The organism is Xanthomonas vasicola pv. musacearum NCPPB 4379 (assembly GCF_000277895.2).
Taxonomy (GTDB): Bacteria; Pseudomonadota; Gammaproteobacteria; order Xanthomonadales; family Xanthomonadaceae; genus Xanthomonas; species Xanthomonas vasicola.
Genome location: NZ_CP034655.1, coordinates 1,041,218 through 1,067,102 on the forward strand (window position 1 = coordinate 1,041,218; position 25,885 = coordinate 1,067,102).

The 25,885-nt window shown below is 63.6% G+C and carries 22 protein-coding genes, 1 other RNA gene and 4 pseudogenes; 12 read left to right on the forward strand and 15 right to left on the reverse strand.

Going from position 1 to position 25,885, the window contains the following annotated elements:
• The first annotated feature begins 80 nt into the window (after positions 1-80).
• Positions 81-594: pseudogene (locus KWO_RS04790) on the forward strand (SgcJ/EcaC family oxidoreductase).
• A 95-nt stretch (positions 595-689) separates the two neighbouring features.
• The gene (gene msrA / locus KWO_RS04795; protein WP_010381563.1) at positions 690-1,340 is read left to right on the forward strand and encodes a peptide-methionine (S)-S-oxide reductase MsrA; all 651 of its coding nucleotides are present in this window, start codon (positions 690-692) and stop codon (positions 1,338-1,340) included.
• Between the two features lie 386 nt (positions 1,341-1,726).
• Here the strand turns inward: msrA and KWO_RS04800 are convergent, their stop codons facing one another.
• The 6 genes from KWO_RS04800 to ahpC all read right to left on the reverse strand — a co-directional run bounded on the left by KWO_RS04800 (position 1,727) and on the right by ahpC (position 7,995).
• Positions 1,727-2,296, reverse strand: a complete 570-nt coding sequence (locus KWO_RS04800) for a type 1 glutamine amidotransferase family protein (RefSeq protein ID WP_010367401.1) — start codon at positions 2,294-2,296, stop codon at positions 1,727-1,729.
• 426 nt (positions 2,297-2,722) lie between these two features.
• Complete coding sequence (locus KWO_RS04805; RefSeq protein ID WP_010367399.1) at positions 2,723-3,691, reverse strand: transaldolase; 969 nt, start codon at positions 3,689-3,691, stop codon at positions 2,723-2,725.
• Between the two features lie 62 nt (positions 3,692-3,753).
• Positions 3,754-4,185: a nucleoside diphosphate kinase regulator gene (gene rnk / locus KWO_RS04810; RefSeq protein WP_010381561.1), complete on the reverse strand. Its 432-nt coding sequence runs from the start codon at positions 4,183-4,185 to the stop codon at positions 3,754-3,756.
• A gap of 405 nt (positions 4,186-4,590) precedes the next feature.
• Positions 4,591-5,532, reverse strand: a complete 942-nt coding sequence (locus KWO_RS04815) for a LysR substrate-binding domain-containing protein (RefSeq protein ID WP_010381559.1) — start codon at positions 5,530-5,532, stop codon at positions 4,591-4,593.
• A 92-nt stretch (positions 5,533-5,624) separates the two neighbouring features.
• Positions 5,625-7,217, reverse strand: coding sequence for an alkyl hydroperoxide reductase subunit F (gene ahpF / locus KWO_RS04820; protein ID WP_010381557.1), 1,593 nt, complete (start codon positions 7,215-7,217; stop codon positions 5,625-5,627).
• Between the two features lie 214 nt (positions 7,218-7,431).
• Positions 7,432-7,995 carry an alkyl hydroperoxide reductase subunit C gene (ahpC, locus tag KWO_RS04825; protein ID WP_010381556.1) on the reverse strand — a complete coding sequence of 188 codons (564 nt, stop codon included), beginning with the start codon at positions 7,993-7,995 and terminating at the stop codon, positions 7,432-7,434.
• Between the two features lie 201 nt (positions 7,996-8,196).
• On the opposite strand from ahpC, the gene prmC reads away from it, so the two are divergent.
• The 5 genes from prmC (at position 8,197) to KWO_RS22455 (ending at position 14,728) form a co-directional block, all read left to right on the forward strand.
• On the forward strand, positions 8,197-9,042 hold the full coding sequence (gene prmC, locus KWO_RS04830) for a peptide chain release factor N(5)-glutamine methyltransferase (protein WP_010381552.1): 846 nt from the start codon (positions 8,197-8,199) through the stop codon (positions 9,040-9,042).
• Positions 9,043-9,318: 276 nt separating this feature from the next.
• Complete coding sequence (locus tag KWO_RS04835) at positions 9,319-9,915, forward strand: hypothetical protein (protein WP_017114165.1); 597 nt, start codon at positions 9,319-9,321, stop codon at positions 9,913-9,915.
• Positions 9,912-12,155, forward strand: coding sequence for a Tle-like phospholipase domain-containing protein (locus KWO_RS04840; protein ID WP_010381548.1), 2,244 nt, complete (start codon positions 9,912-9,914; stop codon positions 12,153-12,155). Before KWO_RS04835 ends, KWO_RS04840 begins: the two co-directional genes overlap by 4 nt.
• A gap of 120 nt (positions 12,156-12,275) precedes the next feature.
• Positions 12,276-13,217, forward strand: a complete 942-nt coding sequence (gene pip / locus KWO_RS04845) for a prolyl aminopeptidase (RefSeq protein WP_010381546.1) — start codon at positions 12,276-12,278, stop codon at positions 13,215-13,217.
• An 8-nt stretch (positions 13,218-13,225) separates the two neighbouring features.
• A complete protein-coding gene (locus KWO_RS22455) occupies positions 13,226-14,728 on the forward strand; it encodes a HEPN domain-containing protein (RefSeq protein ID WP_159102191.1) in 1,503 nt (500 codons plus the stop codon).
• Here KWO_RS22455 and KWO_RS04855 read toward each other — a convergent pair whose 3' ends face one another.
• Genes KWO_RS04855 through KWO_RS04870 form a run of 4 tightly spaced genes read right to left on the reverse strand, consistent with a single transcriptional unit; the run spans position 14,729 to position 17,595 of the window.
• Positions 14,729-15,508 carry an N-formylglutamate amidohydrolase gene (locus tag KWO_RS04855; RefSeq protein ID WP_010381539.1) on the reverse strand — a complete coding sequence of 260 codons (780 nt, stop codon included), beginning with the start codon at positions 15,506-15,508 and terminating at the stop codon, positions 14,729-14,731.
• The gene (locus KWO_RS04860) at positions 15,489-16,040 is read right to left on the reverse strand and encodes an NUDIX hydrolase (protein WP_010381537.1); all 552 of its coding nucleotides are present in this window, start codon (positions 16,038-16,040) and stop codon (positions 15,489-15,491) included. Before KWO_RS04860 ends, KWO_RS04855 begins: the two co-directional genes overlap by 20 nt.
• A complete protein-coding gene (locus KWO_RS04865; protein WP_010381535.1) occupies positions 16,037-17,023 on the reverse strand; it encodes a 5'-3' exonuclease in 987 nt (328 codons plus the stop codon). Before KWO_RS04865 ends, KWO_RS04860 begins: the two co-directional genes overlap by 4 nt.
• Positions 17,020-17,595, reverse strand: a complete 576-nt coding sequence (locus KWO_RS04870) for a nitroreductase family protein (RefSeq protein WP_010381534.1) — start codon at positions 17,593-17,595, stop codon at positions 17,020-17,022. The genes KWO_RS04865 and KWO_RS04870 overlap by 4 nt, the downstream gene beginning before the upstream one ends.
• Positions 17,596-17,962: 367 nt before the next feature.
• Between KWO_RS04870 and KWO_RS04875 the strand changes: the two genes are divergently transcribed.
• Together KWO_RS04875 and KWO_RS04885 are read left to right on the forward strand one after the other, a co-directional pair.
• Positions 17,963-20,314 (forward strand): DUF1631 domain-containing protein, encoded by a 2,352-nt coding sequence (locus tag KWO_RS04875; RefSeq protein ID WP_010381531.1) that lies wholly within the window; start codon positions 17,963-17,965, stop codon positions 20,312-20,314.
• Between the two features lie 144 nt (positions 20,315-20,458).
• A pseudogene (locus tag KWO_RS04885) lies at positions 20,459-21,556 on the forward strand (NAD(P) transhydrogenase subunit alpha).
• A gap of 324 nt (positions 21,557-21,880) precedes the next feature.
• Here the strand turns inward: KWO_RS04885 and KWO_RS04890 are convergent.
• From KWO_RS04890 to KWO_RS04905, 4 genes are all read right to left on the reverse strand, one after another.
• Positions 21,881-21,953: non-coding RNA, sX9 sRNA (locus KWO_RS04890), on the reverse strand.
• 253 nt (positions 21,954-22,206) lie between these two features.
• Positions 22,207-22,698, reverse strand: coding sequence for a DUF3106 domain-containing protein (locus tag KWO_RS04895; RefSeq protein ID WP_017112883.1), 492 nt, complete (start codon positions 22,696-22,698; stop codon positions 22,207-22,209).
• 5 nt (positions 22,699-22,703) lie between these two features.
• Positions 22,704-23,054: a hypothetical protein gene (locus tag KWO_RS04900; protein ID WP_010367365.1), complete on the reverse strand. Its 351-nt coding sequence runs from the start codon at positions 23,052-23,054 to the stop codon at positions 22,704-22,706.
• The gene (locus tag KWO_RS04905) at positions 23,051-23,614 is read right to left on the reverse strand and encodes an RNA polymerase sigma factor (protein WP_010381526.1); all 564 of its coding nucleotides are present in this window, start codon (positions 23,612-23,614) and stop codon (positions 23,051-23,053) included. Before KWO_RS04905 ends, KWO_RS04900 begins: the two co-directional genes overlap by 4 nt.
• Before the next feature lie 122 nt (positions 23,615-23,736).
• Between KWO_RS04905 and KWO_RS04910 the strand changes: the two are divergent.
• A pseudogene (locus tag KWO_RS04910) lies at positions 23,737-23,913 on the forward strand (proton-translocating transhydrogenase family protein); the annotation flags it as partial.
• A 90-nt stretch (positions 23,914-24,003) separates the two neighbouring features.
• Positions 24,004-24,315 (forward strand): annotated as a pseudogene (locus KWO_RS04915) (IS3 family transposase); the annotation flags it as partial.
• Positions 24,316-24,662: 347 nt separating this feature from the next.
• On the opposite strand, the gene KWO_RS04920 reads toward KWO_RS04915, so the two are convergent.
• Positions 24,663-25,082 (reverse strand): hypothetical protein, encoded by a 420-nt coding sequence (locus tag KWO_RS04920; protein WP_010381522.1) that lies wholly within the window; start codon positions 25,080-25,082, stop codon positions 24,663-24,665.
• 186 nt (positions 25,083-25,268) lie between these two features.
• On the opposite strand from KWO_RS04920, the gene sufT reads away from it, so the two are divergent.
• Positions 25,269-25,823 (forward strand): putative Fe-S cluster assembly protein SufT, encoded by a 555-nt coding sequence (sufT, locus tag KWO_RS04925; protein ID WP_010367352.1) that lies wholly within the window; start codon positions 25,269-25,271, stop codon positions 25,821-25,823.
• Positions 25,824-25,885: the final 62 nt, after the last annotated feature.

Consider the following 25,885-nt stretch of genomic DNA (forward strand, 5'->3'; position numbering starts at 1 on the left):
TCGGCAGAATTGTTGGGGCCGCTTGATTTCGATGATGCGCTGCCCGATGAGGCACCCCATCAATCACACGGAGACACCCCATGCGTCGCACACTTTTCTCTCTGGTTCTGGCTCTGGCTGCCACCCCGGCGCTGGCTGGCGGCGTGATGCATTACACCGACAAGGCCATGCTGCCGGCCGGCGGCGAAGAGCGCGAAGTCGCTGCGCTGTTCGACACCTGGAACGCGGCGCTGGCCACCGGCAACCCGCACGAGGTGGCCGATCTGTACGCCCCGGACAGCGTATTGCTGCCGACCGTCTCCAACGAAGTGCGCGCCTCGCGCGAGCAGATCGAAAATTACTTCGAACTGTTCCTGACCAAGAAGCCGCAGGGCGTGGTCAATTACCGCACCGTGCGCCTGCTCGATGACGACAGCGCCGTGGATGCCGGCGTACACCTTCACGCTGACCGACAAGGACGGCAGGAAGAGCAACGTGCAGGCCCGCTACACCTTCGTGTACGAAAAGCGCGACGGCAAGTGGCTGATCATCAACCACCACAACTCGGCGATGCCGGAAGTGGATACACGCGCGGCGGTTGCCAAGGCCAAGTAATGCGGCGTGGGCGACAGGCGCTGGCCAGGTAGGCTTGAAAGCGGCTCCGGCCGGCGCCATCCAGCAGGCAATCCTCACGATTGCGGAGTTGCACCATGCTGGGAATCGGCGCCTTCAAACAACGTATGCCACGTCCGGGCGAGGCACTGCCCGGGCGCGAGCAAGCGCTGCCGCTACACAACACGCACCTGATCAACGGTCATCCGCTGCGTGGTGAGTTCACCGGCCTGGCCCAGGTGCAATTCGGGCTTGGCTGCTTCTGGGGCGCAGAACGCAAGTTCTGGAACTTGTCAGGGGTGTACACCACGGCAGTGGGTTACGTCGGCGGGCAGACCCCGAACGCAACGTATTCGGAAGTGTGTTCAGGCCAGACCGGCCACACCGAAGCAGTGCTGGTGGTGTTCGACGAACAGGCAGTGTCGTTCGAACACTTACTGCGCACTTTCTGGGAAAGTCACGACCCCACCCAGGGCATGCAGCAGGGGAACGATGTCGGTACGCAATACCGCTCGGCGATTTACTGCACCACACAGGCGCAGTACGCCGCCGCGCTTGCCAGCCGCGATGCGTATCAGCAACAGCTGGCCGCAGCCGGATATGGCGCAATCACCACGGAGATCCTCTTCCCGGCGCCCACGTTCTACTACGCCGAAGACGCTCACCAGCAATATCTCGCCAAGCACCCCAATGGTTATTGCGGGCTTGGCGGCACGGGAGTGAGCTGCCCGATCGGGCTGGATGCCTGACGGAAGGCGGGCCGGATTGAAGCGCTGTCATCCACATGAGCGTGGCAGCGCGCCGATGGCAAACAGTGACAGGCAGCGTTATCACGCTCAGGCAGCGCATGGGAGTGCATGCCAGGCAACTTGAATGGCTACGTCGGAGACGGCGTGGCCATCTTTTTTTGAGCGGCGTTGGCAGGCATGGGCGATGTCATCATGCGTCTATGAGTCGAATCGACCCCGGTGAAGCTGTGCAGCGATCAGAATTAACGCGTCGCCACGGAAAGTGATGCAGAAAACCGGTTTAGTACAAACCCGCAGCTGCTCGGTGCGACATCAACGGTGCGATTGAGTCGCGATGGCGCGTGGTGCAAAGACCGGCTTGGTGATTCTGGCCTGAATCGGTTCGATTACACGAATTCACCGGCAAACATGCCACGCAATTGCGCAAGCGTGTCAGTGCGCTCGGGATGCAATTGCCGCATGCAAGCCAGCGCAAAGCCCACCGGGCTGGTGCCAGGTGCGGTGATGACGCCATCGGCGCTGACGACTTTTTCGTGGCGATAGTGCGCCGCGCCCGCGTAGGGCACCACATGCTCCTGCAAAAATGCCAATGCATTGCTGGTGTGCGCGCGCTCATCCAGCAGGCCTGCATAGGCGAAGGCGAGGGTGGCGCCGCAGATCGCGGCAACCGGGCGCTGCTGCTGCACGCGCTCGACCAGCAAGCCGCTCAGCCCAGGAATCTCGCCGGCCTGCCAGCGCTCACTGCCAGGCAGAATCCATAGATCGGACTCAAGCGGCGCCAGATCGGAAAGGGCAAATTCTGGCGTGATGCGCAGGCCGCCGATGGACTGCACCGCCTGTCCGTCGATGCTGGCGACGGCGACCTGGTCGCCGAACCATTCGCGTGCCGCCGGCAGTACCACACCGATTTCCCAATCGGCCACGCCGTCGACCATCACCACTGCAATGTTTGCCATTGTCCGTTGCGCCAGTTGAGGGAACCCGGATTCTAGGCAGTGCGCGCGCACCTGGTGTAAGCGATATGTGCAGAGAGATGTATCGCTGCAGACGGCGGTCGGTCCGGGCGGTTGCTCGGCACGGTCGCCACCATGCTGGGTCTTGTGGTCGACTGTCTGTGTGCGTGGCATGTACAGCTGTGGCGCCAGCTGCAAGTTTCGATACAACTGTAGGTGCAGGCATGGACGCACTAGCAGATGCCGATATCGAGACGGTTCGATGAGGGTGGGCGAGGCATTGCGCGCTGGTGCCGCCGAGGATCTTTCAACATCTCTGCGAACTACGTGAATTCTGCCGTCAATCCCACCAACGCCAGACCCCACAAACGACAACGCCCACAGCCAGAAAGCTGCAGGCGTCGATGTTGCAGAATCACTTTGCTGCGATCAGCCGGCGAGCTTGTCGGCGATGGTCTTGCGCAGTGCGTGCAAGTCCTTGGCGAAGGTGTCGATGCCGCTGGCCAGTTTTTCGGTGGCCATCGGGTCGGCGGCCAGACCAGAAGCGAAGCTGTCGCTGTCGATCGGAGTGATCTGGGCGTTGTCGGCCTTGGCCGGCGAGAGCTTGCGCGGCAACTCGCCGTGCTCGGCATCGAGCTTTTCCAGCAGGTCCGGCGAAATGGTCAGACGGTCGCAACCGGCCAATGCTTCGATCTGCGCGGTAGAGCGGAACGAGGCGCCCATGACCACCGTGGACGAACCGCGCTGCTTGAACTCGTTGTAGACGGTACGCACGAACACCACACCCGGGTCTTCGTCGATGCTGGCCGGTGTCTGCCCCTGCGCCACGTAGTAATCCAGAATGCGGCCCACGAACGGCGAGATCAGAAACACGCCGGCTTCCGCACAGGCGAGTGCCTGCGAACGGTTGAAGATCAGCGTCAGGTTGCAGTCGATGCCGTCCAGCTGCAGCTGACGCGCAGCTTCGATGCCTTCCCAGGTCGCTGCGATCTTGATCAGGATCTTGTCCTTGGACACGCCGCGCTCGGCGTACATCGCAACGAACTTGCGTGCCTTGGCGATGGTGGCCTGGGTGTCGTATGCCAGGTCGGCATCGACCTCGGTGGAGACGCGGCCGGGCACCAGCGCGGACAACTTGACGCCCACGCCGATGGTGAGGCGGTCGGCCACTTCGTTGACGGTGGTGGTGCGATCGTCGCCGCCGTGTTCGCGACCCCAGGCCAGTTCACGCTCGAGCAGGTCCGAGTAGACAGGCAGATCCAGCGCTTTCTTGACCAGGGTGGGATTGGTGGTGCAGTCGACCGGCTGCAGGCGCTTGATGGCGTCGTAGTCACCGGTGTCGGCAACGACGACGGACAGTTCACGCAGCTGGGCGAGCTTGGAGGGGGATGCGGTCATGCGGGTTCTCTCGAATCATGGAACGGGTCGGGGATAGGGCGCAGCGCGCTACGTTAGCGCGCTCAGCGCCGGAAGTCGCCCGCGGCTGCAGGTTGGTCGTGCACGGCAGTCACACGCAGGCGCAGGTCACGTCCGTCAGGCGTGCGCCAATCGATGCTTTGACCCACCGACAGGCCGAGCAGCGCACTACCAACAGGCGCAAGCACCGAGATACGGCCGTGCTGCACATCGGCCTCATGCGGATACACAAGGGTGAGCGTATGCCGTTCGCCGTGCAGTTGGTCTTCGCATTCGATGCGTGAGTGCATGGTGACAACATCGCCAGGAATTTGGTCGGGCGGCAACACGCGGGCGCGGCCCAGTTCGTCGCTCAGCGCAGTGGCGGCGGGATGCTTGTTGAAGGTCGGCGAATCGAGCAATGCCTCAAGCCGGGCAAGGTCGTGGCTGGATACCAGAATGGATGGCGGCAAGCCGCTGTGGTGTTGCGAAGTCATGGCAGTCTCCTGACGAATACGGCTCGCCAACATGGCAAGCGGCACAGGGAAGATGAGGGCGCCCTGGGCGGATCGCAATGCGGGGCTGCGTACCTGACTGTCTAGGTTCCAGGGAGGCGCCGTAGCGCTAGGCCAGGCGCGAGGTATCGCGGTGATCTTTATGAGGATGCTGCTTTGATCAGAAGAGAACGGTGACTTAGAAGAACGTAGCGTGCGCAAGCGCGACGCTTGCCGTGTGCGCTGATTGCCAACGTGTCTCAAACGAGCGTTACAACACAGTTGTTGTACATGGAGTTCCCGCAATCACCAGCCAAACAAAAGGCGACACTCTCGTGTCGCCTTCGTTCAAAACCGTTAGCCCTCGCATGAAGCGACCGCAGCCGCGACGCAAAAAATCCCAAATCCCTAAGCCGCAACCGCCTTCGGCCCCGTCGCAGGCTGATCCAGCGTGAACAGGCTATCGGGCAATTCCTTGAACAGCTGCGACAACTGCTCCAGAAACGCGGTCATCGCCGAGCTGCGACGCCAGGCCATGGCGATACGGCGGCTAGGTTGCTTGTCTTCGCGGAAGCGGATCAGACGGATATTTTCCGAGCGAGCGACCGGAGGCTTGACCGCCAGCAGCGGCAACAAGGTGACGCCGACATTTGCGGCCACCATCTGGCGCAGGGTTTCCAGACTGGTGGCCTGAAATTCGGATTTTTCCAGCGCACCGGCGAGGTGGCATACATCCAGTGCCTGGTCACGCAGGCAGTGCCCATCTTCCAGCAGCAACAGGCGCTGCTCGGACAGATCGTCCAGCGTCATGTTGTCGTGGCGCGACAGCGGGTGGCCTTCCGGCACCGCCAGCACGAAGGGTTCTTCGAAGAGGAATTCGGCATGCAGCTGGTCGTCCTGCAATGGCAGCGCAAGCAGCGCGGCATCCAGGCGGCCTTCGCGTAACTGGTGCATCAACTGGTCGCTTTTTTCTTCGATCAGTAGCAGTTCCAGACGCGGAAAACGCTCGCGGATGCGCGGCACCACATGCGGCAGCAGGTACGGCGCCAGCGTGGGAAAGATGCCAAGACGCACGGTGCCCGCTTCCGGGTCCTGGCTGCGGCGTGCGGCTTCCTTCATCTGTTCCACTTCGGCCACGATGCTGCGCGCGCGCACGGCAGCTTCGCGGCCGGCCGGGGTCAGCATGACCTTGCGCGGTGCGCGTTCCACCAGCGAGACGCCGAGCTCGTCTTCGAGTTTCTTGATCTGGGTAGACAGTGTTGGCTGACTCACGAAACACGCCGTCGCAGCGCGCCCGAAGTGCTTGTGGTCGGCAAGGGCTACCAGATATTTCAGGTCACGCAGATTCATATGCAGCAGCCTTCATTGCGGTGACGGGGAACTTGCTGGAGCGTGCTGCGAGCTTAGCGCCCGGGCTGGCCGGGCGCTAAGCGGGCGCGCGCTTATGCGGCCTGCGCCACGCTGTCGGCACTGGCCGGTGCGCTGGAGCGGATCAGATGATCGAACGCGCTCAGGGCTGCCTTGGACCCTTCACCCATCGCGATCACGATCTGCTTGTACGGCACCGTGGTGGCATCGCCGGCGGCAAACACGCCCGGCACATCGGTCTGGCCACGGTCGTCGACGATGATCTCGCCGCGCGGCGACAGTGCCACCGTGCCACGCAGGAACTCGGTGTTGGGCAGCAGGCCAATCTGCACGAACACGCCTTCTAGATCGATATGCTGGATATCGCCGCCGGTGCGGTCCTTGTAGACCAGGCCGGTCACCTTCTGCCCGTCGCCAAGCACTTCGGTGGTCTGCGCGCTGGTGATGATGCGCACGTTGTGCAGGCTGCGCAGCTTGCGTTGCAGCACTTCATCGGCGCGCAGCTTGTCGTCGAATTCCACCAGCGTGACATGCGCCACGATGCCGGCCAGATCGATTGCCGCTTCCACGCCGGAGTTGCCGCCGCCAATCACCGCCACGCGCTTGCCCTTGAACAGCGGGCCGTCGCAATGCGGGCAGTAGGCCACGCCCTTGTTCTTGTATTGGTCTTCGCCCGGCACATTCATCTGCCTCCAGCGTGCACCGGTGGACAGGATCACGGTCTTGCTCTTGAGCGAGGCGCCATTGGCCAGCTTGACTTCGATCAGGCCATCGGCACCGGCCGGAATCAGCTGCTCGGCACGCTGCAGATTCATGATGTCCACGTCGTACTGGCGCACGTGCTGCTCAAGCGCGGCGGCCATCTTCGGGCCTTCGGTTTCCGGCACAGAAATGAAGTTTTCAATCGACATGGTGTCCAGCACCTGCCCCCCGAAACGCTCGGCGGCCACGCCCGTGCGGATGCCCTTGCGTGCTGCATACACCGCTGCAGCGGAACCGGCCGGGCCACCGCCTACCACCAGCACGTCAAACGCGTCTTTTGCAGCGATTTTCGCAGCGTCGCGCTTGGCGGCATTGGTATCCAGCTTGGCGACGATCTGCTCCAGCGTCATGCGGCCCTGGTCGAACAGCTCACCGTTCAAATACACGGTGGGCACCGACATGATCTGGCGGGTTTCGACCTCATCCTGGAACCAGGCACCGTCGATGGCCACGTGTTTGATGCGCGGGTTGAGCACGGCAGCAAGGTTCAGTGCCTGCACCACGTCCGGGCAGTTCTGGCACGACAGCGAGAAATAGGTTTCGAACTGGTAATCCCCGTCCAGGTGCTGCACCTGCTCGATCAGCTCGGCAGCGGCCTTGGACGGATGGCCGCCCACCTGCAGCAGCGCCAGCACCAGCGAGGTGAACTCGTGGCCCATCGGCAGCCCGGCAAAACGCAGCGAGATGTCCTGGCCCGGCGTGGTCAGCGCGAACGAGGGCTTGCGCTGGTTGTCGTCGCGGTGGATGTCCAGGCTGATCTTGTCCGACAACAGCACCAGGTCTTCCAGCAGGTCGAGCATTTCGCGCGAGCCGGGGCTGTCGTCGATCGAGGCGTTGATCTGAATCGGCCGCGTCACCCGTTCCAGGTAGGCGGTCAGCTGGGTCTTGAGATTGGCATCCAACATGGAAAACTCCTGGGAATGGGCAAGGGGAGGGCGTGACGTCGCTGCGCTGAGGCAGGTCGCCGGGGAAGGAAGGGAGTGAACCGCAGCCGGCGCGAGGTCGGGATGCGTGCTGGCGATGGCTGGCGGGCAGCCCGGCACCGGCTCCGGTTCACCCCCGGCCCGTGGTGGGCCGGAGATGCTCCGACCTGGCGACAGGTCGGAGGTGACAGCCGGCTTAGATCTTGCCGACCAGGTCCAGCGACGGAGCCAGAGTCTTGGCGCCTTCCTTCCACTTGGCCGGGCAGACCTGACCAGGATTGTTGGCCACGAACTGTGCCGCGGTCAGCTTGCGCAGCGTCTCGGTGACGTCGCGAGCAATGGAGTTGTCGTGGATTTCCAGGGTCTTGATCACGCCTTCCGGATTGATGATGAAGGTGCCGCGCAGGGCCAGACCTTCTTCTTCGATGTGCACGCCAAAGGCGCGGGTCAGCTTGTGGGCCGGGTCGCCGATCAACGGGAACTTCGCCTTGCCCACGGCCGGGGAGGTTTCGTGCCATACCTTGTGCGAGAAGTGTGTGTCGGTGGTGACGATGTACACCTCGGCGCCGGCCTTCTGGAAGGCAGCATAGTTGTCGGCGGCGTCTTCCACTTCGGTCGGGCAGTTAAAGGTGAACGCGGCCGGCATGAAGATCAGCACGGACCACTTGCCCTTCAGGCTGGCCTCGGTGACTTCGATGAAGTTGCCATTGTGGTACGCGTTCGCCTTGAACGGCTGGACCTGAGTGTTGATAAGAGACATTGAGTTTCCTCGAGCGATGAAGGGGGGCGGGGGATGGAACAGTCGCCATAGTAGGGATGAGCGATAGATTCCTCAAATCGATTGATGGAATTGTATAGATAGGCTTTGACTATCGACTCTTCAGACGGCATCTAGCGCAACCGTGGCGTTCGCCATCGTCGATAATGGCCAGTCGATGTTGCGCATAAGTGAACAGCCCGTATGTCCGACGATTTCGCTGCCATTCCCGCCGATCAGGTGCTGCGACGCGCCGCTGAGCGGATTGAACGCTGCGATGCCGAAGCGCTGCTGCTGCATGCGCTCGGGCGTGATCGCGCCTGGTTGTTCATGCACGGGCGCGATGCGGTGCCTCTATCGGTCGCGCAGGCTTTCGAGGCGTCGGTGCAGCGCCGCGAGGCGGGCGAGCCGGTCGCCTACCTGACTGGCTCGCGCGGATTCTGGACGCTGGACTTGGCCGTCTCGCCGGCCACGCTGATCCCGCGTGCTGACACCGAGCTGCTGGTAGAGCTGGCACTGGAGCGCTTCGACACTCGCCCCGGCCGTCGAGCCGCCGATCTGGGCACCGGCAGCGGCGCGATTGCGCTGGCCATCTCCAGCGAACGTCCGCAGGCGCAGGTGATCGCCACCGATGCCAGCGCAGCGGCGTTGGCGATGGCCCGGCGTAATGCCCACAAGCACGACTTGCGCAATGTCGATTTCCGCCTAGGTCACTGGTTCGGGCCATTGGCTGGCGAGGCCTTCGACCTGATCGCCAGCAACCCGCCGTATATCGCCGCGCACGACCCGCATCTGCAGCAGGGCGATCTGCGTTACGAACCGGCCAGCGCGCTGGCTTCTGGCAGCGACGGGCTGGACGATATCCGCCTGATCGTGGCCGACGCGCCTGCGCATCTGCTGCCTGGCGGCTGGCTGCTGCTGGAACATGGGTGGGACCAGGGCGAGGTGGTGCGCGCGCTGCTACAGGCGGTGGGGTTCGTGCAGGTGGCGACCTTCCAGGACCTGGAAGCGCGCGACCGGGTCACGCTGGGGCAGTGGCCGCTGGCGTAAGCCGGCAGCAGTGCAACGGAGCCGCCTCACAACGTGCTGAACCCCGCTCGATTTGGAGCGGCGTGGCGGCGCTATGCGTAGAGGGAAACGTCATCCGCCGATTCGGCGACGACGTAACGCCACGGTGCCGTGCCGGGCGTGGAATATGTCCTCAAGGACGGCGGCGATGTCGCGCGCGGGGCCGCTGTGTGCAGGTACCGGAAAGGGGCAGGCCGGCCGGAGGACGCACGCCGCCATCGCGTGGCGCGCCTGCCGGCGGCGGCGTAGAGTGGTCGCATGAAGACCCGAATTGCCCTGGCTGCATTCACCCTATCCATCACCCTGACAGCAGGATGTTCCATGATACACGGCAGCCCGAAAGACCCCGCGAAGAATCCACACCCGGTCAAGCGCTACGAGGTCATCGCCACCTCGCATGCGCCCGGGCCGTGGGATTCGATCGAGGGCTATATCGGATATGACGTCGTCAATAGAAAGTGTTTGCCGATGGACGCATTCCTCGGCCAGCAGGACGTGCCGAACATTGGCGTCGTCATTGAAATGACCCGGGTGGACGAGCACACGTGGAAAGGGGATTTCTACCGCGATGCCTTGCAGGATGAGGACTACTACAAGCTCGGCGTATGCCACTGGGACGTGACCAGTGCGAGCATTACGGCGATCGCCAAGGGAGCCAGGTTCAACTGGAGCCACACCTTGAGTACGCTCCTGCGCGACGGCCTACAGACGAGCTACTTCAAGAAGAGCGCCTACGGCGACCCCGCCGCGGTGCGCTCCGGTGCGCAAACCCTGACCGCTGAAGACCCCGACGTCACCCAACACCCGGATGCGTACTTCCCTGTCACCATCGTCGTCAAGGATGTCGTCCCATGAGCCACATAGATCAGGTAAGCGCCGATGCCGCCAACGATGCCTATGTCAACCGCTCGCAGGGCGATGTCGACGGGTCGAAGGCCATCTCGCTAGACGGGAAGGACTACACCGTCTTCGGTTATGCAAACGACCCGACGACCGGCTTTCACGCCACCGCCTATCAAAGCGTGGCGGCACCGCATAACGTCGTCATCGCCTACCGCGGCACCGACCCGGCGTTGTTTTCCGGGGCGACCGAGGCGGAAAAACGGGACCATGCGCTGACCACGCTGCAGGACATCGCGGTCGACGCCAAGATGGTGCGCGACAGCGTCAATCCGCAAAAAGCCGCCGCCGATGCGTTCACCGCGCAGATGCTCGCCAAGGCGGCCGACCGTGGCATCGCCAGGGACCAGGTCTCGGTCGCCGGCCATTCCCTCGGCGGCGCGCTGGCAGAAATCGAGGCGGCCAAGTATGGCCTGCGCGGCGCCACCTTCAACGCCTACGGCGCGGCGCAACTGATCGATGGTCCGGCGCAGCCGGGCTGCCAACTGACCAACTACCGCATGGCCGGCGACGTGGTGAGCGCGGCCAGCCCGCATATCGGCAAGGTGGTGTCGCTGACCTGCCAGGACGACATCCAGAGCCTGCGTGCGGGCCGTTACCTCGACGCGCCGGCCGGTGCGCCGCCGCCTAACGTGCTGATCGCGATGCGACTGGGCGATCACGGCGGCCAACAGCACTTCGGCAGTCAGAGTCCGGACAACATGCTGGAACCCACCCGCTTCGCAGAGGCCGTGCAGCGTTCTGCGGAGCATGAGGCGGCCATCGCGCAGTTCCGCAGCGACGTCACGCAGCACCGTGGAGACCTGTCGCTGGCGCTGCGGCAGATGCAGTCGGGCGATGGCCAGCGCCTGCTGCCTCCCCAGGTCCAGCGCCAGGTGAACGAATACCTGACGTTGCACGCCGACCAGCCCATCCGCGACGGGATTCAAGGCAACGGTGTCGTGCAGGGCGTGCAACATGGCCTGCAATCTGGTGCCGATGCCGTGCGCGCGGGCGGCCGCTACGTGCAAGCGCTGGACGAGCGTGTGGCAGTGGTGGCGCGGGAGGGAGGGCGCTTGACCGCACCCTTCATCCCGGTTGCGCCGCTGGCCGGATATGCGGTGAGCGAAGCCGCCCGTCTGCACGGTCATGGCGTGGATGCGGCGACGCGGTTGGCGAGCGACGGGCTGCAATCGACCAAAGGGGCCGTGGAGCGAAGCGCACACGCGGCGGCCGACGCCGTGGTGGAGCGGATCCATGATCCGCGCTTCCAGGCGGGCGTGGCCAACGTCACCAATCACATCGTCGATGCCTACGATGGCGCGCGGGTCGCGGCGCAAACCGCCACCCAGACGTATCAGCTCGGCAAGCAGGCGGTCGCCGATGGGATCGATCATGCCGAACGTGCGGTGACGCAAACCTACGACGCGACCAAGCACGCGGTGACCGAAGGCGCGGAGCAGGTCGGGCGCGCGGCCACCAGGACCTACGATGCGACGAAGCACGCAGTCGCCGATGGCGTGGAGCGGGCCGAACACGCCGCCACCCAGGCCTACGGCGCGTCCCGGCACGCGGTCTCGCAAGCGGCCGACAGCGCCGCGCGGGTCGGCACGCAGGCGTACGAGACCGCAAGGCAGACCGCCACGCAGGGCATCGACGCGGCCAAGCACGCGGCGGGCCGGGCCTACGACACACTGACCAATCCTGGGCAGTGGTTCCAGCGCAGTACGCCGGCCCCTGCGCCCGCGCAGCCGCATCCCCACGCGCCTGCCGCGACGCATCCGCATGGCGCGGCGACGCCGCCTGCTGCTGGAGCCCACTTGGCGCCGTCGGCTGGTCACACGGCCGATCGTGCGCAGAACCTGGCCGCGCTGCCTGCGTCCGATCAGGCCATGTTCGCGCGCATTCGCAAGGACGTGCCGGCACATATCGACGATGCGCATGTCGCGCAGGCGATGCTCGGTGCCAAGCACGCCGGCATCGCCGACGCGGACAAGATCGACCGGGTGCAGATGGCCGGCGACAAGCTGTGGGTGTCCGGGACCACGCCGGGCTTTCGCGCCGCCACGGACGTGGCGCAAGCGGCGGCACCGATGCACCAGACGGTGCAACAGGCGCAGGCGTTCAACCAGCAGCGTGAGCAGCACCTGGCCATGGAAGCGCAGCAGCGGTCGCAGGAAGCGCCCGGCGGCAGAGGGGCGCCGGTTCTCGGTTAATCCTGGCCCCGGTCGGTCGAGCGGCACTGCGCCGCGTCCGTGCGCGGCCGGCCGTTGCTGGTTAGCGCCGCGCATCGTCGAGCGCATGGGTAGAATCGCGGGTTTCCCGCAGGAGTCGTCATGCGCACGCTGTATCCCGAGATCGAACCGTTCGACAGCGGCATGCTGAAGGTCGACGACCGCCACACGCTGTATTTCGAGCAGTGCGGCAATCCGCACGGCAAGCCGGTGGTGATGCTGCATGGCGGCCCTGGTGGCGGCTGCAACGACAAGATGCGGCGCTTCCACGACCCGGGCAAGTACCGCATCGTGCTGTTCGATCAGCGCGGTTCCGGCCGCTCCACGCCGCATGCCGACCTGGTCGACAACACCACCTGGGATCTGGTGGCCGATATCGAACGGCTGCGCACGCATCTGGGCATCGACCGCTGGCAGGTCTTCGGCGGCAGCTGGGGTTCCACACTGGCGCTGGCCTATGCGCAAACCCATCCGCAACAGGTCACCGAGCTGGTACTGCGCGGCATCTTTCTGCTGCGTCGCTTCGAGCTGGAATGGTTCTATCAGCAAGGCGCCAGCCGGCTGTTCCCGGATGCCTGGGAGCATTACGTCAACGCGATTCCGCCGGTGGAACGCGCCGATCTGATGTCCGCCTTCCATCGCCGTCTCACCAGCGACGACGAAGCCACGCGTCTGGCTGCAGCCAAGGCCTGGAGCGTATGGGAAGGCGCCACCAGCTTCCTGCATGTGGACGAGGATTTCGTCACCGGGCACGAGGACGCGCATTTCGCCCTGGCGTTCGCGCGCATCGAAAACCATTACTTCGTCAACGGCGGTTTCTTCGAAGTGGAAGACCAACTGCTGCGCGACGCGCACCGGATTGCCGACATCCCTGGCGTGATCGTGCACGGCCGCTACGATGTGGTGTGCCCGCTGCAAAGCGCCTGGGACCTGCACAAGGTATGGCCAAAGGCGCAGCTGCAGATCAGCCCGGCCTCCGGCCATTCGGGCTTCGAGCCGGAAAACGTCGATGCATTGGTGCGTGCCACCGATGGGTTTGCCTGAGTTTCATCATGTCCGCCCAGCCTGAAGAGAAGCAAAAATTTAATGCAAAGACTCTAAGGGAGGCCGTTCGCGACCTCCAATTCATCGGCAAGCAAATCGCACGATTTGAGAAGTTGAGCTTTAAGCAATTGACGTCGCACATGCGTAGTTGCAAAGCAGATATGTGGTGTGAGCTTGAGCGTCCAGGCAAAGGAAACCCGATAGTTTGCGGGGCGGCGGCATGGGCAAGATTCACGCATTTGGTTGACTTGATTTGTAGTGAGTGCCCAGAGCTTGCAAGAAGAGTTGGCCGCCCAGCTCTGCATAAGGCCGTTAAAAAAGGTTATGTCAGTCTGGTAATTGATTTCGGGAAGCCTATAAATAACTCAATTGCAAAGGAGCTTCTTGAATTTGCCTGTGGTGAGGCTGGAAAATCCATGAGGGATAGTGAGCACAGCATTCCCTGCGACCTCTTTGCCGCAGGTTCTGTCGAAAGGTTTCAGGTTGGTCCTGTTGAATTCCTGCGTAGGCCGCTTTTTTTTCGACAGCGTAAGATTGCGCTCAAAAGCGGAATTGAAATGAGTGTTCGTGAGGGTCTCATAAAAAGAGATGAGTGGGTGGCTAAAGGTTTTTCGCCTGATCAAATGAAGAGTGAAGGCGAATTTCGCGCGCATGGTCGAGCAATGTATGCTCAAGCTATAAAGATTTACCGAGGCTATCGTTGGGTTGCTTGCGTAAAAATTCATCATCATGTGGATGATGTCGCCGAGCAGCTGGCTCTTCGTGTTGTTAACTTAGCAATTCATGTGCTCCGAGTAGTAATTGGGGCTGGTGTGGCATCGGGTTTGGGACTAGCTTGGTCACCCACTAGGCCTCACCGTGATGCTAATTTATGGTTTGATTCCAGTGGGTGCATGAGAGTTAAAATTTCAACTCGCGTGAAAGGTGTGGTTGCGCTTATGGATTGGGATGAGGTTCTTGGGCCGCCGTTCTTACCCTACTTGACGAGCTTTGGCTCAAGCTTATTTGCGTTGGCTGAAGGGCGGGATGTTTCTCATATTCAACAGCGTTTAATTGACTCCCTTACTTGGTTTGGTGACGCTGCCACTGATTTGGAGTCAGCTGCGAAGATTGTCAAGTATGTCTCCGCTATTGAGCGTGTCATAATCGCTGGTCGCCAAGAGGGAACGCGAGTGACATTTATGAAGCGTTTGCAGGCGTTGTATGAAGGATTTCAATGCGATGGTTCGTCTAACATAGGTGATCGAGCAAGTCGCTTGTATGTTGCACGTTCTGCCATTCTGCATGGTGAGATGTCTCATAGAGACGGTAGTTTAAAGGGAATGGTTGAGGAGGCTGAGGATATAGCGAGATTGTGTTTGCACTGTATCTCCTATCTCTATCCGATGCTTCTTTGTTGCTATGGCGATATTTCTTCCGAACTTCTCGAAAAACTTCTGAGCAAAGTGCAGGTCGATGGGGTTGAATGGCTTGTGAGTGAACATGAGAAAAAATTGCTGGAAATTTGTTAGCTAAGCCAGCGGCGGAAGAATGCGCGCCAAGCGCGCTGCCCAGGCCTGTTGCCCGGCCGCGTCGGCAATCAAGTCCTGGCGGATTTCCAGTTCCACATGCAGCAGGCCGCGGCCTTCGCCATACACCGGTATCGCGTAATCGGTGGCGTCGCTGACTGCATACGGTTGATTGTCGCCCACCGCCAAGTTGGGTTCTGCACGTAGCGCCTGCAGCAGGCGATGCGCCAGCCGGGTATCGCGGTGATACAGCACGCCGGCATGCCAGGGGCGCGCGCTGCCTGCCATGACCGGTGTGAAGCTGTGCATCGACACCAGCAAGGTGGGCTGGTGGCGCACGGCGCGTGCATCCAGTTCGGCAGCGATACGCGCGTGATACGGCGCGAAGATCGCATCGATGCGCTGCTGGCGATCACTGGCGGTCAACTGCTGGTTGCCGGGAACCAAGGTGCCGTCGCTGATGGTCGGCATGAGGCTGGGCGCGTCGTGCGGGCGGTTGCAATCGATCACCAGGCGCGAATAGGTCTGCGCGATGGCGAAGGCATCCAGCGCATCGGCCAACAAGCCGGTGACCTCGGCGAGGCCGATATCCCAGCCGATATGGCGGTCCAGTTCGTGCTGCGGCAGGCCCAGCTTGGCCAGCCGCGCCGGCACGCGCTGGCCGGCGTGGTCGGCGATCAACAGCCACGGCGATGCGGCCTGCGCGTTGTGCACGGTGAAGGGCGCCGGATCATCGGCGCCGAGCAACGGTTGGATTGCGGCTTTAACCACGCGGGGTGCCATCCAGTGCGTGATCGACCAGGTACAAGCCGGCCCACAGCTTGGGGTCCATCTGATAACCCTCGGCCATCTTCTGCACCAGCCAGGCGCCGACCTGCGCACGCGGGATTTTGTGCACGGTGATGTCTTCGCTGGCATCGCCGCCGCCTTCGCCGACCTTACGCAGACCGGTGGCACGCACGAAGGCGATCTTCTCGCTGCTGGCACCGGCCGAGGTGGGGCCGATCATCAGCACTTCGGCGTGTTCGGCGGTCCAGCCGGTTTCTTCCTCCAGTTCGCGAATGGCCGACAGTTCGATCGACTCGTCGGCATGTATATCGCCCACCAGTCCGGCCGGCATTTCGATGGTGCGCGCTTGCAGCGGCACGCGGAACTGTTCGACGAACAACATCGCATCGTCCGGCGTCACCGCCACGATGATCGCGGCCAGGCCGCCGGCATGCACACGCTCGGAATACTCCCAGGTGCCACGCACGACCATGCGCTGATACTTGCCTTCGTAGACCACGGTGGGCGGGGTGTCGTGTCGGTTCATGGGTGCGGACCTTGTGCCAGGGAAACGGGAGGAAACGGTGCGGGCGCGCCGGTGCTCGCGGCCAGCAAACGACGCCGGGTGAGCGGGCCGAAGCGCAGGCTCTCGCATAAGCCGGTGAGCATGTCCGCATCGGCGTGCGCACGCGTGAAGCCGGTGTCGGTGAGCGCCAGTGGGGCGTCGAGCGCAATGGTGGTGAGCTGCCGCCACAGCAGCGCGTGTTCGCGTTGTTCGCGCAGCCGCACTGCCATTTGCGCAGCGCCGCGCAGGCGCAGGAACGGAATTTCGTCGATGCGTTCCAACAGCGCATCCAGGCTACCGAAGTGCGCCAGCAGCACTGCCGCCGATTTGGCACCGATGCCGGTAACGCCTGGAATGTTGTCGATTGCATCGCCGCACAACGCCAGGTAGTCGGCGATCTGGTGCGCATGCACGCCATGGCGCGCCTTCACTCCATCCATGCCCCAGCGCTGGTTGCGCGCGTAATCCCACTGTTCGTCGTGCTCGAGCAATAGCTGCGAGAGGTCCTTGTCGGCCGACACGATCACCCCGCGCAAGCCGTGCGCGCGCACGCTGTGCAGTGCGCTGCCGATCAGATCGTCGGCCTCGTAATCGCGGTGGGCGAGCACGCTCAGCCCCAGCGCTGCGCACAGCGCCTTGCAATGCGCGAACTGGCGGCGCAACGCATCCGGCGCAGGTGTGCGGTTGCCTTTGTAGGCCGGATAGATCGCATGCCGAAAGCAGCTGTCCAGCGCTTCGTCGAAGGCAATGGTGATGTGCTGCGGGTCTTCGCGTTCAAGCAAGTCCAGTAGAAAACGCGCAAACCCGTGCACCGCATTGGTCGGCCAGCCTTGCGCATCCTGGAATTCGTCCGGGATGGAATGCCAGGCACGGAACACGTACAGGCTGGCGTCGACCAGATACAGCGGAGTCGGGCGTTGTACTGCCAGTGGGGCAGCGTCGAGCGGAATGGTCGGTGTAGTCACGGGGTCCAGTCGCGCAGCAGCGCACGCGGGTCCGGGCGCTCGCGTTCGGGCACCTGCATGCGCGGTGTGCCGATATGAATGAAGCCGGCGATGCGTTCGTTGTCTTCCAGGCCCAGATAGCCGGTGACGGCCGGGTCGTAGCCCATCCACGCAGTCAACCACTGCGCGCCGAAGCCATGCGCCTGTGCCGCCTGCAGCAGCGCAAAACACACACAGCCGGCGGTGAGCAGTTGCTCCTGTTCAGGCACCTTGTGTTCGGGGCGCAGCGCGGCGATCACCACGATCACCACCGGCGCGTCGGCGAAACGTCCGCGCTCCTTGGCAATGGCGGCGGGCGAGGCCAGCGGGTCGGCGGCCTGAGTGCGTTCGGCGAGGAAGTCGCCCAGCGCGGCGCGCGCGTCGCCGCTGATGCGCAGAAAGCGGAACGGCACCAGTTTGCCGTGGTCGGGCACGCGCACTGCCGAGGTGAGCATGCGCAGCAGGGTGTCTTCATCCGGCCCGGGCGCGCCGAGTTGTTTGGAGGGAACCGAACGGCGCGCGTCCAGCGCTTGGAGCGAATACGTTGCGTGCATAAATCCGGGTCGGGGCAACGAGGCATTGAAGTATAGACGGCCCCCTTCCTAACGCTCGCCGCATCACGGCGCGAACAGTCCGTGGCGATGGCGTAATGCGACGTGTGCGGGTGTTTCGGAAGAGCTCGCCACGCTGAAGGCTTAACCCGCGCAGGCGGACCATGCTCGCAGACAAGCTCCACCGCAGCATAGCGAGCTAGGATGGCTGCCTGACACGCAAACCCGGGGCGGTCACGAGTAAAGTGAGATATAAGTCACACTTAAAAAGCGAACTAACCGCCTACCATGCGAAGGCGGAATCTGGGGCCGCATCTATTTTTACTCGTTTGAAAATTTTCACGCCTGCAGAGGCGGGGAGCCTTTGCGCATGACTTTTCAGCCCAGTCCGTCGGGACACCCGGACCGTGACCAACGCTTGCTCGAACAGGCGCATGACGTGTTCGTGCCCGCGCTCGCGCAGGTTTTTGCTGCTGCAGTCGCGCATTTCGACGATGTGCTGTTCGACCGTGCCGAATCTGCTGGCGCGTCGCAGCTGCTATTTCTCGATGGCATGCGCGAATTGCGCCGCAAGCGCGAGGAAGTTGCCAACCAATTTCGCCAACAGCTCGAAGACGGCTGGCAGGCGCTGGTGCTGGGCACGCCGTTGTCGGCCGAAGTGGTGCTGGCCGGCGACATGGGCACCGGCCCGCTGAGTCTGGTACCCGAGCACGTGTTGGAATCGCGGCTAGCAGTGCGCAATCTGGCTACCGTGCTGTTGCGCGATTTCAAGCAGGTGCTGGCGCGGGTCGACCGCCGCCTGGGCTGGATCGCCGGTGGGCTGGAATTAATGGCCGACACCAACCCGATTGGCCCGGAACATCTGGGCGTGGCGATCCACGAAGCCTTCGCCACCTGCGACCTGGCGCCGGAAGTGCGGCTGGTGCTGATCAAGCTGTGCGAGCGCGATCTGGCCGAGCCGATCGGCAAGTTGTATGTGCGCCTGGACGAGACCCTGGCCAATGCCGGCGTGATGCCGGAGATTTCGCATGCCAAGCGTGCGCCACGCATGCAGCCACGTGGCGAGACGCCGGAAGAGCGCGCGCAGGCCCAGGCCCAGGGCGGTCATGCTGAGATGGGCGGCGACGACCAGGGCGATCAGTACGCACCGGCCTGGGCCAACCGGTTTCTTGACCGCTGGGCGCATAGCCGCGGCCGTATGCAGGCCGCAACGCAGCGCGGCCATGCCGATGGCGGCAGTGCGGGCGACATGGACGGCGAGGCCGAACATCCGGGCGGTAGCCAGGGCATGCTGCTGGAAGCGTTGCACGAGTTGCTGCAGCAAACCCGCAGCGTGCGCGACACCGCCGCTTCTGCTGCCACGGTCGCGGTAGGCCAGCAACGCCCGTTGAGCCAGCGCGAAATGATGTCGGTGCTGTCGCTGCTGCAGGCCACGCCCAGCGCGACGCTGCAGGCGGTCATCGGCGATGACAATGAATCGCTTGCACAACGGCTGAAGAACGAGGTGCTGTCCAGCTCCACGCGGCTGGGCGTGGACCCGGCCACCGCAAAACTCGATCCGATGGACGAAGATGCCATCGATCTGGTCGGTATGCTGTTCGACGTGATGCTGGACGAGCGCGATCTGGAAAATCGTTCGCGCGAAATGATCGGCCGCTTGGTGGTGCCGTTCGTCAAGGTCGCGCTGCTGGACCGCAAGATGTTCGTGCAAAAGACCCACCCCGCACGGCGTTTGCTCAACTCGTTGGCGGAAGCCTGCGAAGGCAACAACGGCGACAGCGCTGCCGAGCGCGTGCTGATGGGCAAGGTCGAAGAAATCGTTGACCGCCTGGTCGCCGAGTTCAACGAGAACCTCGCGATCTTCCTCACGCTGGAAGAAGAATTCCGCGACTTCCTGTCACAGCACCGGCGTCGTGTGGAAATTGCCGAACGTCGCGCCACCGAAACCCAACGTGGCCAGGAAAAGCTGGAACTGGCCCGCAGGCGCGCGCTGTCGGAGTTGGAGCAGCGCGTGCCCGAAGATGCCGGCCTTCCCAAGGCCGTGGAAGATTTCCTGCGCCAGCCGTGGCTGCACCATCTGACCATGGCGATCCTGCGCGACGGCGATGAAGGTGCGGGCACCATCGAGGCGCTGGCAGTGGCCGATGGCGTGCTGGAAGAACTGGCTGAAGCGCGCCGGCATATCGTCGGCAAGCCGTGGCTGCAGGTCTGGCAGCCGGCATTGCACCGCGTGTTCGCCAGCGTGGGTCTGCACGGCGATGCGGTGGTGGTGGCCATCACCGCGCTGCACGACACCTTGCAGGCGATTGCCGAAGCGCGCCCGGAACTGGAAAAAGCCCTGCCGGAACTGCCGCAGGTCAATCTGCCGCCGCCGGCTGCCGAAAGCGTCAGCGTGTTGCTCGGCGCCGAAGCGGTGGCGCAGAGCATCGGCAGCGCCGATTCCGAGCGTTTCCGTGCGATGGATATCGGCACCTGGCTGGATTTCGTCGACAAGGACGGCAAGGTGCAGGCGGGCAAGCTGTCGTGGGTGAGCCCGATCTCGCAGCGTCTGCTGTTCGTCAATCGGCGCGGCGTGCGTTTCTGCGTCGCTTCGCCGGAAGAACTGGCAGTGATGGTGCGCCTGGGCCGGCTGCGCGAGCACATCAACGACGGCGCCTTCGACAGCGCGATGCAGGGCGTGATCGACCGGCTGGACCCGCTGCACAACAACACGGTGCATTGAGCGACCAACCCGCATGTGCAGCCGGAACGCTGCGCAGTGCGGTTGGCAAGCACGTGTTGCGCCGGAAAGCGTGGTCACTGGCAACGGCGTAGGCGCTGCGCTCTGCTAGCATCGCCGCGACTGGGCGCAAGACCGGAGCAACGCATGGCTGTGCAGGTGCTGGTGCTGAAAGAATGGGCCGATGGCGAATGCCGCATTGCCGCGACGCCGGAAACGGTCAAGAAACTGGTCGCGCTTGGTGCCGGTGTATGGATCGAACCGGATGCCGGCCGTGCCAGCAGCATGGACGATGCGGCGTATCTGCAAGCAGGTGCGCAGCCTGCCGGCGTCGATGCCGTGGCGCAGGCCGATGTGGTGCTGTGCGTGCAGGCGCCCTCCACTGAAATATTGCTTTAGTGCAAGCCACAGGCGGTGATGATTGGCATGCTGGCGCCGGACGCGGATCCGGCGCGTGCGCAGGCCTTCGCTGCGCGCGAGTTGATCGCATTTCCACTGGAGCGCCTGCCGCGCACCACGCGTGCGCAACCGATGGACGTGCTGAGTTCGCAGGCTGGCATGGCCGGCTACAAAGCCGTGCTGATTGCCGCGCAACTGGCGCCGCGCTTTTTCCCGATGCTGACGACTGCGGCTGGCACCATGCGCCCGTGCAAGGTGCTGGTCATCGGCGCAGGTGTGGCCGGCCTGCAGGCGATTGCTACCGCAAAACGACTTGGTGCACAGGTGGAAGGCTTCGATGTGCGGCCAGAAACGCGTGAGCAGATCGCCTCGCTGGGCGCGCGGTTTCTGGACCTGGGCGTGAGCGCGGCCGGCGAAGGCGGTTACGCGCGCCAGCTCACCGATGACGAACGCGCCGAACAGCAACGCCGTCTGGCTGAGCATCTCAAAGGCGTGGATGTAGTGGTATGCACCGCCGCGCTTCCAGGCCGACCAGCGCCAAAGATCGTGACCATCGAGATGGCGCGCGGCATGCGCGCCGGCAGCGTGATTGTGGATCTTGCGGCGGAAACCGGTGGGAACTGTGCGGCCACCCGCCCGGGCGAGACCTATGATTTTGAAGGCGTAGTCATCGCGGGCCCGCTCAATCTGGCCAGCCAGGGCGCCGTGCATGCCAGCGAGATGTTCGCGCGTAACGTGTACGCATTCGCCGCCTTGTTGATCAAGGAAGGTGCGTTGGTCTTCGATTGGAATGATGAGTTGCTGGCGAAGACGCGGTGGTCGGCGCAGGCGACGGCCACCAGCTAAGCGGCGCAGCAGCGCATCGCATGCAATCCGCTAAGCGCGATGCGCAGCGCATCGTGAGCAGTGGTCGGGCGGGTGCGGATGACCTGCAAGTCATCTGATCTTGTGGCGCGCAGATCTGTTGCGGTTCGAGTTAGAGCAAAGAGGTGGCGGCTCTATTTGCGCCAACCAAAATTGGGCGTTGGTCAGCATCTGCAGAGCCGCGTTCGTGGTTCCGGGCAGTGTCGTGGTGGTGGATGCAGCCGCGCCAGGGCCGCACGTGGGCCGACAATGTCGCGTCTGTGCTCAAACACACGTTGCAGCGCTGTGCGCTACCCGACGTAGAGCGGCAACAAAACATAGCGAGCAGCCGTCGGGTGGGCGTGGGCGGCGCGCAGGAACTGCAGTGTACGAGTTACATGCCGATTCCGAGCACCGGCCACGCCCGCCTGGCGGCTGTGCAGTCGCTCTGTTAGCTGGTATTACATGTCCCACTTGCGCACGGTTTGTACGACGAAACACACGATGTACGCACGGCTGCCGTTAGCGGCGGTGGCACTGCACATTGCGGATGCCCCGCAACGGATGGATGGCGATGGTCGATGAGACGCAATGCACGGCGCCTAATCGATCCCAATCGCCCTACGTATCCGCTGCAGAGCTCCAGGCAAACATCAGTCCTCAACCGGCGGATGCTCGCGTAACCAAGTGCTGCGCTCGGCCGGGCTCATCTTTTGCCAGCGTTGCTGCAGTTCGTTGCGCTGCTGCGGGCTAAGCGCGCGCATACGGTCGAACAAGGCCTTGGCCTCGCGGCGTTGCTCCGGGGTCATGTTGCGGAAGCGGTCCATGCCGGCCTTGGCCTGCTTGCGCTGCTCGGGCGTCATGTCCAGCCAGCGACGGGCGTGCCGGTACATCCTTGGGCGTTCTTCGGGTACGTCGTTCCAGCGCTCGCGCAGCGCATCGATCATGACCTGGCGCTGCTGCTGGGTCAGTTGGTCCCACTCAGGCATCGGGGTTTCGTCACGCGGGCCCTGGCCGCGTGGTCCAGGGCTGTCCATGGGCGGGCCCGGCGGAGGAGGTCCGGGTGGGTGGTCCTGGGCCAGCGTCAAGGCACACGGCCCGACGCACAGCAACAGGGTCAACAAGAGGCGGGTGGTGTGAGTCATCGTGCTTATTCCATGGCCAGGGCAGTGTCGGACCCAAGCCAGACGTAGAGGTCCGGGTTCTGGGTCAGCAGATCGTCGGTATCGGTGGTGGCGCTGGTGCTGGCAACTAACTGGGTGGGCGCGGCGCCAGACGGGGGGCGCTCGCTCGGACCCAATTGCAGGCCAATGCCGATTGCCAGCAGGCCCGAGCACGCGGTAGCCAGTAACCAGTGGCCGCGCCGGCTGCGCGTGGTGGCCGACGCATGACGGGCCCGACACAGGCGCGCCAATGTCTGCGGCGGCAGGCTGGTCAGCGCGGTGGCATGCAGCTGGCGCAGCTGCGCATCCAGACGGGCGGGGTCGTAGGAGCGGTTCACAGGAAATCCTCAAACTGTTTTTGCAGCGCGTCGCGCGCACGCGACAGGTGGGTTTTGACCGAGCCCTCGGAGCAGCCCATCGCCTTGGCGGTGGTGGCCACGTCCAGATCTTCGAGCACGCGCAGGGTGAATGCTTCGCGCTGGCGTGCCGGCAATGTGCGCAGTGCATCGACCAGCCGTTGGTAGGCCTGTTGATGCTGTTGTTCGTCGACCGGCCCGGTGGCGGGGTCGGCCCAGTCGATCGGGCCTTCGTCGTCGGCACGCTCGGCCGGCGCCCAGAATTTCAGGCGAAAGCTGCGCCGCCGCTGCAGGTCGATGATGCGGCTGCGCAGGATGCTCCAGAACAGCGGCGTCCATTCTTCGGCTGGCCTCTCGCGATAGCCCAGCAGCTTCACCATGGCGTCCTGCACCGCGTCCAGGGCATCTTCGCGGTGTCGCAAGCCGGCCTCGGCAAAACGGAACGCACGCGGCCCGATGCCGGCCAGAAAGGCATCCAGCGAAACCGGCACGGTGGCGGCCGGTGCGGCAGGTTGTGGATCGAAAGGGGTTCCCACCAACACAGCGTAGCTTCCGCGAAGACGATACGACGTCAACGGGCGAGCACGGATTCGGTTGACAGGCGCCTGCACGTGCGCGGCGTGGGTATGACCGGCGAGCCGCACCGCCAGTGGAGCGAAAGACGATGAGCGACGGTTTCGTAGCGCTGTACATCTTCATGCTGGCGGCCAGCGCCGGCCACGTGATCATCTCGCGGGTGCCGGTGATCCTGCATACGCCGTTGATGTCCGGTTCCAACTTCATCCACGGCATCGTGCTGGTCGGCGCGATGGTGGTGCTTGGGCATGCCGACACCACGCTCTTGAGTCAACAGCCGGGTTAGTCGAGGGCGCGATGCCCTCAAAGTTGCTGGTTGTTTTGCTAAAGAACGAGGCCGCCGCGTTAGCCCGCCGACGCGCGGCCGATGATCCACTCTGACCAGGGATGGCATTACCAGCACGAGACCTACCGGCGTATGCTCGAAAAGCACTCTCTGCAACAAAGCATGTCCCGACGCGGCAACTGCTTGGACAACGCGGCCATGGAGAGCTTCTCCGGGACGCTGAAATCAGAATTCTTCTACTTGAACAGCTTTGACAGCATCGAAGGCCCGGAAGCCGGGCTGGTGGAGTACATCAGGTACTACAACGAACACCGGATCAAGCTGAACTTGAAGGGTCTGAGCCCGGTCACGTACCGGGAACAAGCCAGGCTGGCCGTCTGATCGCCCAACTGTCCAGCTTTTGGGGGTCGCTTCACCCTGGGGGCTCGATGGCGCCATCCATGCTGCCAACGGTCCCGCAAGCGGTGAGGGCACCGCGCCAGACAGTTGACTGGTGCTTTATTGAAGAACAGAGGCACCGCGCCAGCGCGGCCAGTCATTGTTAGTGGCTTTGTTGAAAACTCTGCGCAACGACCAACTTGGTGGTCCTTGCCCGGCTACCGTCGCAGGACCCTTGGCGGCATGGATGCCGCCAAGGAGGCTACACGGACGTACTTGCGGCGTGTCCCGCGATGGTGGGCGGGCAAGCGCCCTGCAGCAAACTGGCAGCGCTTTTCAGCGCGCCCGGCTCAGCGCGCGGCCCACCACGCCACGAGCAGGGCGGCAACGTAGCAAAGTAAGTCGAAGCCGTTGTTGGCCAGTTGCAGCAGGGTCCAGGCCAGGCCGGTGCCCATCTTCTGGGCCGAGGTCCATGGGTCCAGGCCGAGCGGTCCGCCCAGTTGGGCCGAGGCGATGCCCCAGTTGGTGCCGATGATGATCAGCGCCGTCGTCACCACAGCCACGCCGATGCGCAAGCGGCCGGCGTGCAGGGTGCCCAGGCGCAGCATCCAGACGATCTCCAGCGCCGCGACCACGGCCATCCAGCCGGCCTGGTTGCCCAGCGCGAGTGCGATGAGCAGCCAGGCGATGAGGGCGGTGACGCATCCCAGCAGCAGGAGCGGGGGCCAGAGCCAGTGGGCAGTTCTGGCGGACGCGGTGGTGGGCGGCATTGGAGCTCCTGAGAGTGCACACATGATAAAGCGCGCGCCGGCATTTGCGGCGCACCGCTCGCCACGGCAGTGCGGCTGATGGAATGCAGCATCGTCGTCGCTGGGCGCGGTGGCAGGCGGCGATGCCATCGTGGTCGGCTAGAATGGCCGACTTGCGCGCGACCTGCGCGGCCCCATATCCAGCCCATGTACTCCCGTAGCAGCGAACCCGTCCAGTTCGAACGCGATTGCGATGCCGTCATGGTGCCGCAGGGCGATTCGGTGACCCTGCCCGCAGGCAGTTACGGCTATATCACCCAGGCGCTGGGTGGTAGCTACACGGTCTTCGTCGAAGGCAACTTGTTCCGCATTGCCGGCAAGGATGGCGATGCGATCGGCAAGGAGCCGCCGCCCGGGCTGGAATTGCCCGCCAACGCCAGCGACGAAGAGGTGGAAGCGCTGGTGTGGCAGCAGCTGCGCACCTGCTTCGACCCGGAAATTCCGTTCAATATCGTCGACCTGGGCCTGGTCTACGAAGCGGTGGTCAGCCATCGCGAAGAAGACAACCAGCGCCGGGTCGACGTCAAGATGACGCTCACCGCGCCCGGTTGCGGCATGGGCGAGATCCTGGTCGACGACGTGCGCAGCAAGGTCGAAATGATCCCGACCATTGCCGAAGCCGATGTCGAGTTGGTGTTCGACCCGCCGTGGGGCCGGCATATGATGTCCGAAGCGGCCCGTCTCGAGACCGGCATGCTCTGATCGTCACGCGCCATGTCCACGATGTGGCGCTGCGTCCTTTCGCCCGCCATACAGGAATCTCC